Below are 14,035 nucleotides of genomic sequence, written 5' to 3' on the forward strand. Positions count from 1 at the left end.
TTTTTTCAATTGCTTATCTCTATTTTTTTTTCAATTGCTTATCTCTATTTTAAATAAGCTGGTTTTTATAATTCCCTTTGATTAACATTTTTAATCCATTTTAAAATCAACACATTGTCTACTATAATAATTTTAGAACCATTGAATCTGCTCTATAGGTTGAACATATCGACTTGTAAAATAAGCTCAGCACAACAACCTATTAATATATTTTATTAATACCAGTATCCCAACATATCCAGAACTGAATGATCCTTCCATTCTACATCTCCTACTTTTTTATACATAAGATCATCAGTTATCAATTCAGTTTTTATGCCATGATTTACATGATTGTCCATTGCAAGCCACCGTACTGTCTGTGGCTTGGACACTGCTACAAATCCAGATTTTTCATAAAATTTAGGGTACCGCGTACAAAGTAAAATGATATCTATATTTACTTTGGATTGATCAACAAGTTCATCCAGCGCCTGAAGCAAACTGGATGCATGACCTTGCTTTTGATATTGAGTTAACACCGCAAGGTCAACCACACCAATAACCTTGATTGGAATCTGATCTAAAACCATCACACGATAATCTACAGCAAGTTGTCCAATAATCCGACTTTTATCTCTTAACAATAGACGGTAATGGGGTAACTGCCTAAAATAAGTCCTCCCCTTAAAATCTTCTTCTGGAAAACATTGTTTAAGTAGTTCTGAGATCTGATGTTGATCGTCTAAAGAAATTTGAAATTCGGGAATAAACTCTATTTTCATTATTCAATCCCCCTATTTTTTATCATGCAGTTTACAAAATTTACTCCACTTGCAGGTAAGTATTCTCCCAACTGTTTGCTGTAAATTCACCTTCAACCAAGTGCACAAAACGTCCAGAAACCTGATCAATCACAATACAATCGTCCACCTCCAAAACACTGTCTGTATGAGGTTTATACCATCCCTTGGCAAAATATTGCTTACCTTTCTCTTTAGCAACTAGTGGATTTTGTGCTACAACCAGAACATAACGATGCAACTCTCCAAATTCCTTTGCATCATAGCCACCGAGATTAATCAAAAAAAGTTTTTGTTCAGACTGGTTGGATGTTTCAGTAAAATGTAACTGATATTTTTTATTTTCGAACTCAACTCCATTGATCTGTGCCCATGCATCGATATGCAATCCCCGTTGTTCACCAAACCAAGCCTGTTTTAACTGTGGGTATACTTCTTGCAAAGTGTCCCCCACCGCGACAACAACATCATGGACTTCGGTATTGGCTTTGGCATGACGACCACCGAGCATCACGATAAACAGACTTGGCATTGGGCTAGATCCTTATTTTCAAGATAAAACAGACACTATTTTCAATAAAATAATGCCTCCTAATGATAACACTGCATTATTCAAGAAATGGATAAGCAATACGTGCCAGATATTACCTGTCCATAAATAGATTAAGTTTAAAAATAAACCTGCGACCATAAAGCTGATCGTTGCAATCACATTTCCATCAAAGTTATGGTAATGAATCAGTCCAAATAGGATAGAATTCAATAAGACCAGAATAATCCGCCAGATTAAAGGCTGAATAAACAACTTATGTAATAAGGTATAACGAAAAACAATATCTTCTAATAACGCAGTAAACAAAGGCCCTAGGCTCACAATCAACAAGCTCAAAAATGCTATATCTTGTATGTCGATGCTGTTCTCTGTGGTATCACTTCCCGAGATAGGCAAAAACTGACGTGTCACTGAAATAACAACCTGTAAAAGAATTGCACCGATAATCACTAACAACGAAGAACGCCAGAATGCGGCTCTAAAAAATTTCCAATGCTGGATGAGCATGTTCTTATAAAGAATGCAGACCAGTACAAACAGTACTCCCCTAAAAATAGAGTCGGCTAATCCGATATGGATCTGAGATAGATTAAAAAAGGATAAAACATAAGTATTTAGAAAAATGAATGGAAGAATCAAAATTGCAAAAGTATCACGCATTGTCCAAACAATTTTTTCTGGAAAATTTTCTGCGCGTACTCGTTGTACAAATGAAGTCATAATCAGATTATAGTAAAAATCAAAAAAACTTATTGTCCTAAGTCGAAGATGATAACTCTATAATTTTTATGTAAAATTTTTAAAAAATATCTAAAGTTAAACTACATCCATAATTTCAAAATAGTTTTTATCAAAATCCTGTATTTCTCTGCACAAAGCACATAAAAAAGCCCCTATCTGGAGCTTCTTTTAGAGATCGAAAATTTACATATCAACCATTTCCACGCCATCAATACGTGCAACAGTCATCAAGTCTTTATCACCACGACCTGAAACAGTCGCAATAATAATCTGGTCTTTAGACATGGTTGGGGCAAGTTTTGTCACGTATGCCATCGCATGTGAACTTTCGAGTGCTGGAATAATCCCTTCGATAAGGGTTAAATCACGGAAGCCTTGTAAAGCCTCTGTATCATTGATTGGCACATAGTCCACACGATGCATATCTTTTAAAAAGCTATGTTCTGGTCCCACACCAGGATAGTCTAGCCCAGCTGAAATACTATGCGTTTCAATGATCTGACCTTGATCATCCGACATCAGATAAGTGCGATTACCATGCAATACACCAACATGACCAGCATTTAACGGTGCTGAATGCTTACCTGTTTCAATGCCATAGCCCGCAGCTTCAACACCGTAAATTTTCACTTCCTGATCATTTAAGAAAGGATAAAATAAACCCATTGCATTTGAACCACCACCAACACATGCAACTAAAGCATCAGGTAGACGACCTGCTTGTTCCAGGATCTGTTTACGTGCTTCACGACCAATGATGGATTGGAAATCACGAACAAGTTGTGGATATGGATGTGGACCTGCAACTGTACCGATCACATAATAGGTGCTATCCACATTGGTAACCCAGTCACGCATTGCTTCATTCAACGCATCTTTCAGTGTTTTCGAGCCACTTTCAACAGGAACAACTTTCGCACCGAGTAAACGCATACGGTAAACATTCATGGCTTGGCGTTTAACATCCTCAGCCCCCATGTAAACCACACATTCCATACCTAAACGTGCAGCAATGGTTGCTGTCGCAACACCATGCTGACCTGCTCCAGTTTCAGCAATAATACGTTTTTTACCTGAAAGTTTGGCAAGTAATGCCTGACCAATCGTATTGTTAACCTTATGAGAGCCAGTATGGTTTAAGTCTTCACGCTTGAGGTAAATCTGTGCTCCACCCAACTCACGAGACCACCGCTCAGCATAATAAAGTGGGCTAGGACGTCCTACATAATAGGCTAGATCACGATCAAACTCTGCTAAAAACTTTTCATCAGTCTTCATACGGTTATAGAGATTTTCTAAATCTTCCAACGCCGCCATGAGTGTTTCAGAAACGAAGCGTCCACCATGAATACCAAAATGTCCGTGTTCATCTGGGAACTGGGTATAGTCAATTACCTGACTGTTTTGATTCACATTTTGCTGATCCACGTTGGACTCCTTGCATAAATTGTTCAATGAGTTGTTGGTCTTTTATACCTTTTGCAGACTCTACGCCACCGCTTACATCGACAGCGTAGGCTTTGGTCATTTGAATTGCATCTTCAATATTTTCAGGTTTTAAACCACCTGCCAATATGAGAGGGACATCAAGTTTTGGAAATTTCGACCAGTCAAACTGATGCCCTGTCCCCCCTTTCAGTTCAGGATGCCAGGCATCCAGTAGAATAGCACTTGCACCTGCCTGTTGATATTGCAAAATTTCACCAACCACATCCAGATCTGCTTTAACCTGAATAGCTTTATACCAACGACGTTTTGTATATTGTCCAATTTCCTTGCACTGAGATGGGCTTTCATCACCATGCAATTGTAAAATATCCAGAGGAACCTGTTCTAATACTTTTTTGATTTCTTCAGCGTTTGCATTTACAAACAACCCAACAATACTCACATAAGGTGGAATATCTTTCACCAGTTCTTTAACTTGCTCAATACTCACATTTCGGGGGCTTGGTTCATAAAAAACAAAGCCTATTGCATCTGCACCTGCATTTACTGCTGCTTTAACATCTTGTGAGCGTGTAAGTCCGCAAATTTTGGTACGAGTTCGCATCTGTGATAACTCAAGTTGGAGCGTCATTACGCTTTATAAAATCAGGGGCAATTATTGTAAATCAATTTTTAATCATTTAGTGAAAGTTCAGCAGGATTATCCGTTTTACATTGTTTATACATAATTCTCGAATTATACTTCGCCCAATATTGCAATAAGTAAAAGCTTTTGCTTTTGGGAAGCTTGTGTAAATCAAGCACTGCCCCCGCAACGGTAAGAACGAAAATCATATCATTTTAAGCCAAGCCTATAGCCAGCTTACACCACTGCATTATGCGGGAAGGTAGATATGTAAATATTGAGAATATCAATATTATATTCAAGTCCGGAGACCAGCTTGTTGTGCCCTCTAACTCAATCATTCACGGGGTAGTGAATGTATGGAGCAAAACATGTCTATCAAATTTCAACCTACGACGCTCGTAGGCGCTATCGCGATTGCGATGGGATTTACTTCAGCTGCCTTTGCCGATGATCAAACGCCGTCTAAAGATACCGCAGCAAAACTTTCAACAATTGTAGTAACGGCTTCCAAATCTGAAGAAAAAATTGAAAATGTTCCAGCACGCATTTCTGTAATTGATGAAAGCACAATTCAGCAGTCCCCAATTGCTGATCTCCCTTATCTTTTAAGTAAAGAGGCTGGGTTGACTGTGAAGCAAACAGGGGGATATGGTCAAACAGCTTCTGTATTTATTCGTGGTGCAAATGCTTCTCATACATTGTTTCTAAATGATGGTATGAGGTCGAATATAGCGACAGTTGCAAGTACTAATATCCCTTTGTTTGACTTAACTGACATTAAACAGATTGAAATTTTAAAAGGTCCTGCTTCAGTTCAGTATGGAACAGATGCAATAGGAGGAGTAATACAACTTATTTCTCAAACTCCAACTAAAAATAAAGTGTTTACTACAATCGAGACTGGTGAAAAAAACACTTATAAATCTATCATCGGGGCTGATCTTATAAAGGATGGTTATTATGCCCAAATACGTGGCCAAAGATTTGAAACAGATGGTGACCAGATCATTAGTAATCTTGATCGTAAAGCAGGTTTTGATCAAAAAGGCTATTCTGCAAAAATAGGTATGGAAAAAGAAAGTTTCGGTTTTTCTGGTGAAATAAAAGAAAATAAGGGGCATAGTGATTATTTTTCATATGGTGCTCCAGAAGCCTATGATTTCATTAATCGCCTATATAATTTAAAAGCTAGATTTAATTTTACTAACAATTTGGTCTGGAATACGCGACTTTCTCAATTCGAAGACCAATATAATGTTGTAAAGGGTTCTTTTCCGTCTATTCTTAATACGAAACAACAAGAAATCGATTCAAATTTAAAATGGCAATTTACTCCTAACCAAAATATTCTATTTGGTACTCAGTTCAATAATACCAAAGCCGAAAATATTGGTAATTTTAGTAGCGATAATGAAACTTTAGGTTATTACTTACAACACCAATATTTAAAAGATGGAGTAAGTACACAAGCAGGCATTCGAGTTGAAGATAATCAGCAATTTGGTACCCACACTGTTGGTCAATTGGCGGGAAGATTACTAATAACTCCTACTACTAGTATTTATACTAATGTAGGAACCGCATTTCGAGCTCCTGTCGTTGGTCAAATTATCACTGAGCCATCTTGGTGGGGGGGAAATCCAGACCTGAAACCTGAAAAGAGTATTTCTTATGAATTAGGCTTTGATCAGAAATTTAACTATGGCTTGAATCTCTATGGTTCAATCTATCAAACAAAAATTGATAATTTGATGGTTTCATCTGCTATAACAGAATGGAAGTATTATAATATTGATAAAGCAACCTTATCTGGAGCTGAACTAGGATTTAAATGGCAATTGAATCACTGGTTCCTAAATACAGAATATGCATATATTCGGTCTAAAAATGACAATACAGATGAAGACACACCGAACCGTCCGCGCCAGAATTTTAATTTAAGCCTAGGTTGGGATAATGGCGTTTATGGTCTAACTACATCTCTCGTTGCAAAAGGTCGTGCTCACGATACTCGTTCTGTGCCAGGTTATGCCACAATTGATATGAATGCTTATTGGCAAATTAACCCTAATATTAAAACATTTGCAAATATCCGTAACTTAGGTGATGTAAATTACAAAACAGCGGTAAATGACCTTAACTCTTATTACATAGCAAGTGATCGTTTAGCCACTATTGGTTTTACTTTCTCTTATTAGTTTTAACAACATATATTTTTAGTAAAAGGAAAATGTCATAACCAGGACATTTTCCTTTTATCAAATTAAACCATCCAATATTAAGGAATACTTATGGGACACCGTTTAAGTAAAATCTACACCCGTACTGGTGATGCAGGTACTACAGGACTTGGTGATGGTTCACGTGTTGCAAAAGATGACTTACGTATACATGCACTGGGAGATGTTGATGAACTCAATGCCATTATTGGCGTACTCCGATCTCAAATTTCAACCAGCCAAATTATAGACAAAGAAACTTGGGACAAAAGCCTGAGTCTAATCCAGCACTGGCTATTTGATTTGGGTGGCGAAGTTTGTATTCCTAACTATACTATGCTTCAACCTGTATGCATCGAATTTCTGGAAAAAGAGATTGATCGTATCAACGAAGACTTACCGATGCTTAAAGAGTTTATTTTACCTGCTGGAACACTCGCTTGTAGTTATGCACATCAGGCAAGGGCTGTTTGCCGTCGGGCAGAACGTAGCCTCATGACTGTTCACACACGAGACCAGAACATCCAACCTACCGCACTACAACTCCTCAACCGACTTTCAGACTGGTTATTTGTTGCATCGCGTACACTACAACGTGCAGAAGGCGGTAGTGAAGTCCTTTGGCAAAAGAATATTAATAAAACGATTTAAAAAGTAACCTTACAAACTCCTCCGATTATCACGGATAATGCTTAGACTTCATTGTAAATACTCACAATAATCTATAAGGATCAATCTCGAAAATGAGAATCATCGGACATCGTGGCGCTCGTGGCGAAGCACCAGAAAACACATTGGGTGGATTCAAATACATCCATGATTTAGGAATTCGCGCGGTTGAATTTGATGTCCGACAGCTCAAAGATCATGAACTCATCATCATGCATGATGATAATTTCATTCGTACCACTGGCATTAATCAAAACGTTTATGGTTGTTCTAGCCAAGAACTAGGACCTTACGATCAGGCTGCAATCTGGTTAGACTGGAAACCGTTCGAAACCACGCCTAAATTGAGCCAAGCTTTGGAAATCATGCATGACTTTGAACATTTAGAAGTCGAAGTTAAGGCCGTCAATTCTCAAGCAGAAGCTGAACAACTCGTTGAAAACCTGGAATTACAACTCAAAGGCTTTGAAAATACGGCTGTGATTACCAGTTTCGATCTTAAAATTCATCAGGCTTTGCAAAAACAAAACTCGTTATTTAAACGTGGCTTATTAATTGAAGAAGATTTAGGTCTTGCCGCTATTGAGCAGGCTTTAACATTCGGATGTTGTCAAATTGGCTGGATGAACCAGCTTGCAACAGATGAAATACTCAAAGCCACTCAGGATGCCAAGCTCAATATTAGTGTCTGGACAGTTAACGAGGTAGAGCGAGCAAAACATCTACGTAATATGGGAATACAAGGGCTGATTACCGATTTTCCAAGTCTCATGCAAAGAGAACTTAAACAAGGCTAATAATTTCATTAATATGTGTTTTTAACTGATTACCCTGAGGTAGAGATAAATTATATCAATGTAACGTGATATTCATAAAATGTTCACTAAATATAGATAAACTCAAGAAAAGTTTAATCTTTGAACTTTTTATGATCCCAAATGCTACCTATTACAGGAGCTATCGTTTCTACTTGATTAAGTTGTCTTAGTTTTCGATAAAACCAATTAACATCTTGTTGAAAACTGTTACTCTTTTAATCAATACAACTGTAAAATAATACTAGTGAACATTTGTTCTCTCATGCTAATATCATCGAACGTATAGCCTAAAAAACACTGAAGCTATGCTTTCGTTTTTCTAACCTTTTAAAGGTTTTTAGGAGTGCTGCTGGAGATGAATCCTCCCTTGCCCAAAGCCCCAATTAACTGGATTGCAATTTTTGCACTAGTTTTTCTTCCCATTGTTGCTGTTATTTCTATTCCTCTTTATGCCTATCATCACGATTTTAGTTTAGCTGCCTGGATCAGCCTTTTCGTATTGTTAGGTTTTAGTAGTTTAAGTATCACAGCAGGCTACCATCGCTTGTGGGCGCATCGTGCTTATGAAGCATCTTTACCTCTTAAAATCATCCTGATGATTGGTGGTACTTTTGCAATGCAAAATAGCATTTTGTTTTGGGCTTCAGGTCATCGTACGCATCACCGTCACGTTGATGATATTGATTTAGACCCATATTCAATCAACAAAGGCTTTTGGTATGCGCATTTAGGCTGGATGCTGCGTGATTACCCTGCGGCTGAACCAAATTTTAAAAATGCACCTGATTTGCTAAATGACAAACTTGTAATGTTCCAGCACAAGTATTATGTCCCTCTAGTGATTTTAGTTCATGTCACGATTTTAGGCACAATCGGTTGGGCTGTAGGCGATCTTTGGGGTGTTGTTCTGCTTGGTGGCCTATTACGTTTGATCATTAGCCATCATGTAACATTCTTTATTAACTCTCTATGTCATATGTGGGGCAAACGTCCATACACAGATGAAAATACTGCGCGTGACAACTTCTGGTTAGCAATTGCAACTTGGGGTGAGGGTTATCATAACTACCATCACATTTTCCAATACGATTATCGTAATGGTGTAAAATGGTGGCAATATGATCCAACCAAATGGCTTATCTGGTCATGTTCAAAAGTAGGTTTGGCTAAAAACTTGCGTCGTATTCCAAGCTTCAATATTAAAAAAGCGGAATTGGCGATGCGTTTTAAATACGCTGAACAGGATTTGGCTGTCTATGGTCATGATGTCAATGCTGATATTGCATCAATGAAACAACGCGTTGCTCAAGAATACGAAGCATTTACTCATACCTTAAATGACTGGGCTAAACTCAAAGAGCAAGAGTTACAAGCCAAAAAAGCTTCTGTTGCTGAAAAACTTCATCTAAAGGACGTTAAACTCAAAGTAGATTTCCAACTTTTAGAACAAAAACTTTCATACCATCGTGAGCGCTTAGAAACACTCATGAGAAATATTAAAAAGAATGTTGTTTCTGACTAATACCCATCTGTTTATTTTCAAAAGCTCCTTTAAGGGGCTTTTGTTTTATTTATTTTTACAAACTTTTACTGCCACCAAAAGTTGAGTTGTTTAGTCGAGATATTCGAAACTGTAGTCTAACTTTGTTATATTGGATATGAAGTCTTAACATTTAGCCCAATCCATGAAATTTAATCCTCGCTATTCATCACTCAACTCAAAGCTCTACCATCATCAAATGCCTGTTCCCCTTGTTGGTGCAACAGCTGGTCATTTCAATGAAGCCCTAGCGGATGAACTTAACTGGGATGAGCAAGATAAAACCGGATGGGTTGAAATTTGTAGTGGCCAAAAAACTTTTGACGAATTCCCTCCACTTGCAATGGTTTATGCAGGGCATCAATTTGGACAATGGGCTGGACAACTGGGTGATGGTCGGGGGCTACTCATTGCACAGATCATCGATCAGCATGGGCAGATAATAGACTTACATCTAAAAGGTGCTGGCAAAACTCCTTATTCACGTATGGGTGATGGTCGTGCCGTACTGCGCTCCGTCATTCGGGAATATCTAGCTGGCCATGCTTTAAATGCTCTAGGTGTACCATCAAGCAATGCCGTTGGTTTTACAACATCCTCTCAAGGTGTACAGCGGGAACAGCTAGAACTTGGCGCTATGATGCTACGGAGCTCGGATTGTCATATTCGTCTGGGACATTTTGAATGGATTAATCAATATGCACCCGAATTGCTTAAAGAATTTGTACAAAAAAGTATCGAATGGCATTATCCCGAATGTTTAAAAGCTGAAAAACCCGTTTTGGCATTCGCAACTAAAGTTATTCAAAATACCGCTATTATGATTGCAAAATGGCAATTGGTCGGTTTTGCACATGGTGTAATGAATACTGATAATCTCAATATAACAGGTTCCACACTGGACTTTGGACCTTATGGATTTATGGAACGCTTTCGCCCGAACTGGATTAACAATCATTCAGACTATAATGGTCGCTATACTTATCAACAGCAACCAAGTATTGCGCACTGGAACTTATGGGTATGGTTAAATAACCTGATTCCACTTGTTGCAAATGAAGAAAAAGAACAATTTAAAGAAGAGTTAGCACAGTGTCTAGAACACTTTGAGACTACATTCTTAGAGCATTATAAAATGGGGTTATGCCAAAAAATGGGATTACCAGATTTTCACAAAGAGAGTTTTGACTGTGGTATGGCATTTTTAAGAATTTTACAGAGTGAGCAACTGGACTACACTCAAAGTTTTGTCCGATTACAAAATAAACAATACACAGCACTGAAAGATGATTGTCTGGATACCCGTCAATTTGATGCATTTTTGACTCAGTATGACAATATTCGCGCAAATCAGGATATATATGAGCTTGGGATCAAAATGACAAAAGTAAATCCTATATATATCTTACGCAATCATATGGCACAAAAAGCAATCGAACTTGCTGAAAAAGGTGATTTTTCAGAGGTAGATCGTCTATTTAAACTTCTTTCGACCCCATTTACACCCCAGCCAGAACGAGAAACCGAACAAGATCTGGCTCCGCTCCCAAATGATATGGCAGAAGTCACGGTCAGTTGCTCATCATAATCGTTCTATTAAATAGCCACAGTTATACACATTTTCTGTGGATAAACTTGTGTTTATCCACAGGATAAGATCCAATTCTCAAATAATACATTGCATCTTGCTACATTTTGTACAAACATTAGACAATAATATAAATCAGATCTTTTTATCGCAATATGAACAAGAAAATATTCTTTTTACTGGTTCTTTTTATACTCAGTATCTCTGGAATTTTAATTTGTATTAAATATTCACACCTTATTCCAACATCCTATTTCACCTCCTCTTCACTCCCCAATTCTGAAATTACCTTCTCATCTTTTTCAGACTCAGAAATCATAAAACTGCGAAAGCAGACACCAGTGACAGAAATCCGTGTTTTCAAGTCTGAACGGAAACTGGAGTTATTAAGTGAATCACATATTATACGGGCTTATCCTGTCCGTTTAGGTTTTGCCCCAATTGGACATAAAAAACAAGAGGGGGATGGTAAAACACCAGAGGGACGCTATAGCATTGACTGGAGAAATCCAAAGAGTGCTTTTTATAAATCTTTGCATATCTCATATCCTAATTCTCAAGATATAGCCCAAGCCAAACAGCGTGGCGTATCTCCAGGAGCCAATATCATGATTCATGGCTCAACAACCTCAAAAATATCAAAACTTCCAGAAATGATGAATTATCTTCCACGTGGTGACTGGACTTTAGGATGTATTGCGGTACGTAATATCGATATTGATGAAATCTGGAAATTGGTTGATGATAAAACTCCGATAATCATTTATCCATAATGAGAATAAACATGAACGGTGAACAAATACAGCAACTTGCCAAAAGTATAGCCGCTAAACTTCCTGCCTCCGAACTGTGCACCCCATTTGGTTCAGGGACAGATGTCTATAAGGTAATGGATAAAATGTTTTTATTAAGTACCGAAGTTTATGGTCAAAAGCTACTTAATTTAAAAATAGATCCTCATCGCTCTGAAATGCTACGAGATTTTTATCCATCTATCACCAGTGGCTACCATATGAATAAACGTCATTGGATTTCAATATATGCGGGTGAGGATATTCATCCTGATTTGATTAAGGATCTGGTGTATGATTCTTATCATTTGGTTGCCAGCAAACTCAATAAAAAACAACAAAACGTGCTTAAAATAATTGCTCAACTACCCAAATAATTTAAAGAATAGATCAATGTTCTTTCATTTCCTTAAGTTCCATTTTCTATTATTTCTTATAAAATATATAGCATAACCATTTTCATATATTAGGATGTCCCTATCCTAATATTACAGACTTTACATTAATTATTTAAAAAAGCTTCGTACAATGGGAATGTACCTTGAAGCTGTTGAATCTTGATGTCATCAATCATCCAGCCTCTAAAAGCATTATGACTTTGATCAACTGTTTTAAACTTAAATTTCAAACGAATATTTTTCTTACCAACATATTCATCTAAAGAAATTGGTTCTTGCTGTAATGCTATAGGTGCCAAGTTATAACCCGTATTACTAAAAGGAATAGCCTCTCTGGAAAGAGTCGTTTGTGGATCTGACAATGGATTAAATCGAACTAATGTGTGGTATGTACTGCCACCATCTGTGGATACTAGAATATCCATCAAATCAAAACCCTTTTGATTTGGGTTAAACGATTCAATTTCCCACCAGCTCTTAAATGTCAAACTAATAGGTTGAGTCACATTACTCAGATCGATTGCGGGAGAAATTAACTCTCCATAATTTGCTTCTATTGCCTGCCCTCCATCAAATGCTTTTGAATTTTCTATGTCTTGTACGCCCAGATAGTTTCCTTTACTCTTTTCCCCATACCAATAAGCTGCATTTCCTTGCAAAGGCTCAATAACCGCCCCACTACCCTGATCATTGGGTGCAGCATAAACATATTTATTCAATGCTGTATTTAGTATTTGATGACCATTGGTCAATAAATTCCATTGCACGTCATTTTCAGCTGTATCAGCTTTAGTCCACAAGTTTCGGGTTGTAGATTGAGAATCAAAAGTCTCACTCCAAATCGTTTTATAAATCGTGGAATCAGGAATCATGGTAAATTGATTTCCAATTGATCCTGCTGAATTTACATATATTTCAATATCTTGATCTTTATAACCTGGAGCAGTAATTTTTAAGGTTGAACTTTTAAGAGCTGTTGCAAATTTGTTTATAGTATTGATGGGCAAATTGAAATAGCCATTTGCATCAGTAATTCCACTGACAAAAGCACCATTTGTCATATCACCACCTGACAATGATACTTGAGCCTTTGCAAAAGGTTTGCCTTGAACCATGATTTGCCCAGATAAAGTACCAATAATTGCATTAACTTTATTAGCTTTATCATTACAATCAATATCGCTACAACTCAGACTAACGTTAAAAGTCATAACATTATTTGTGTTAGAATTCTTGATAGAAAAAGCAGAAATAATCGATTCATTTCCAACGATAACCTGCACGTAATAAGTTCCAGCTTTTAATGATCCTACCTCAAAATACTGATTCTGATTCATCTTAATTGCAGATACATTTGAAAAGCTTTCTGCTGACGGGAGTACACTACTATCAGGGAAATCAGCGCCTAAAGGCTGTTTTACTGCATTATTTCCCCATGTATCAGCCGAAAGTAATTTTATTTCGGCATTTTTTAAGACTAAATTATTTACATCCAGCACCTGGATTTTTTCTACATTTTTTACAACTGTTGGCGTTAAAGTAGCTTCACCTCCATTTCCATCACCTATATTAGTAATTTCACTCTCTAAATCTTGGTTCTCAGCTGTATTACTTTCACTATTACACCCTCCTAAAGTCGTCATAAATAGAATATTCAACATAAAAATTAAACTTGTACTCAAACCAATTTTCATGATAACCACTCCAAATTCAAATAAGTTTTAACTATAATTTCATTTAAACGGCATCCAGAATTAAGAACAAAACAAACCTTGAAGAAAGAACTACTTTCTTACTCAGCATTTATCATAGAACAAATAAACAAAAATAAATACATATAAATCAAATATTTATTTGAT

General features: G+C 37.1%; 13 protein-coding genes and 1 riboswitch. Of the genes, 7 read left to right on the top strand and 6 right to left on the bottom strand.

Annotated elements, in window-relative coordinates; translation table 11 throughout:
- Window positions 1-215: 215 nt before the first annotated feature.
- The 5 genes from KPC_RS11165 to KPC_RS11185 all read right to left on the bottom strand — a co-directional run bounded on the left by KPC_RS11165 (window position 216) and on the right by KPC_RS11185 (window position 4,156).
- Window positions 216-764: a GNAT family N-acetyltransferase gene (locus KPC_RS11165; RefSeq protein ID WP_121974460.1), complete on the bottom strand. Its 549-nt coding sequence runs from the start codon at window positions 762-764 to the stop codon at window positions 216-218.
- Between the two features lie 40 nt (window positions 765-804).
- Window positions 805-1,314, bottom strand: coding sequence for a DUF1543 domain-containing protein (locus KPC_RS11170; RefSeq protein WP_121974461.1), 510 nt, complete (start codon window positions 1,312-1,314; stop codon window positions 805-807).
- A gap of 18 nt (window positions 1,315-1,332) precedes the next feature.
- Window positions 1,333-2,055, bottom strand: a complete 723-nt coding sequence (locus KPC_RS11175; protein ID WP_121974462.1) for a CPBP family intramembrane glutamic endopeptidase — start codon at window positions 2,053-2,055, stop codon at window positions 1,333-1,335.
- 204 nt (window positions 2,056-2,259) lie between these two features.
- Window positions 2,260-3,504, bottom strand: coding sequence for a tryptophan synthase subunit beta (trpB, locus tag KPC_RS11180; RefSeq protein WP_174507448.1), 1,245 nt, complete (start codon window positions 3,502-3,504; stop codon window positions 2,260-2,262).
- Entirely contained in the window at window positions 3,464-4,156 is a 693-nt protein-coding gene (locus tag KPC_RS11185) for a phosphoribosylanthranilate isomerase (RefSeq protein ID WP_228212241.1), read from the bottom strand. The genes trpB and KPC_RS11185 overlap by 41 nt, the downstream gene beginning before the upstream one ends.
- Window positions 4,157-4,268: 112 nt before the next feature.
- A riboswitch (cobalamin riboswitch) is annotated at window positions 4,269-4,484 on the top strand.
- A gap of 37 nt (window positions 4,485-4,521) precedes the next feature.
- Between KPC_RS11185 and KPC_RS11190 the strand changes: the two genes are divergently transcribed.
- The 7 genes from KPC_RS11190 to KPC_RS11220 all read left to right on the top strand — a co-directional run bounded on the left by KPC_RS11190 (window position 4,522) and on the right by KPC_RS11220 (window position 12,155).
- Complete coding sequence (locus KPC_RS11190) at window positions 4,522-6,351, top strand: TonB-dependent receptor plug domain-containing protein (RefSeq protein WP_121974464.1); 1,830 nt, start codon at window positions 4,522-4,524, stop codon at window positions 6,349-6,351.
- A gap of 93 nt (window positions 6,352-6,444) precedes the next feature.
- A complete protein-coding gene (locus tag KPC_RS11195) occupies window positions 6,445-7,023 on the top strand; it encodes a cob(I)yrinic acid a,c-diamide adenosyltransferase (protein ID WP_121974465.1) in 579 nt (192 codons plus the stop codon).
- Window positions 7,024-7,115: 92 nt separating this feature from the next.
- Window positions 7,116-7,838: a glycerophosphodiester phosphodiesterase gene (locus KPC_RS11200; RefSeq protein WP_121974466.1), complete on the top strand. Its 723-nt coding sequence runs from the start codon at window positions 7,116-7,118 to the stop codon at window positions 7,836-7,838.
- Window positions 7,839-8,214: 376 nt separating this feature from the next.
- Window positions 8,215-9,381, top strand: a complete 1,167-nt coding sequence (locus KPC_RS11205; RefSeq protein WP_121974467.1) for an acyl-CoA desaturase — start codon at window positions 8,215-8,217, stop codon at window positions 9,379-9,381.
- 163 nt (window positions 9,382-9,544) lie between these two features.
- Entirely contained in the window at window positions 9,545-10,987 is a 1,443-nt protein-coding gene (locus KPC_RS11210; protein ID WP_121974468.1) for a protein adenylyltransferase SelO, read from the top strand.
- A gap of 155 nt (window positions 10,988-11,142) precedes the next feature.
- Entirely contained in the window at window positions 11,143-11,760 is a 618-nt protein-coding gene (locus KPC_RS11215; RefSeq protein WP_121974469.1) for a L,D-transpeptidase family protein, read from the top strand.
- Between the two features lie 11 nt (window positions 11,761-11,771).
- Window positions 11,772-12,155 (top strand): MmcQ/YjbR family DNA-binding protein, encoded by a 384-nt coding sequence (locus KPC_RS11220; protein WP_121974470.1) that lies wholly within the window; start codon window positions 11,772-11,774, stop codon window positions 12,153-12,155.
- Window positions 12,156-12,280: 125 nt separating this feature from the next.
- On the opposite strand, the gene KPC_RS11225 is transcribed toward KPC_RS11220, so the two are convergent.
- Entirely contained in the window at window positions 12,281-13,870 is a 1,590-nt protein-coding gene (locus tag KPC_RS11225) for a carboxypeptidase-like regulatory domain-containing protein (RefSeq protein WP_121974471.1), read from the bottom strand.
- Between the last annotated feature and the right edge of the window lie 165 nt (window positions 13,871-14,035).

Source organism: Acinetobacter stercoris (assembly GCF_900323515.1).
Lineage (GTDB): Bacteria > Pseudomonadota > Gammaproteobacteria > Pseudomonadales > Moraxellaceae > Acinetobacter > Acinetobacter stercoris.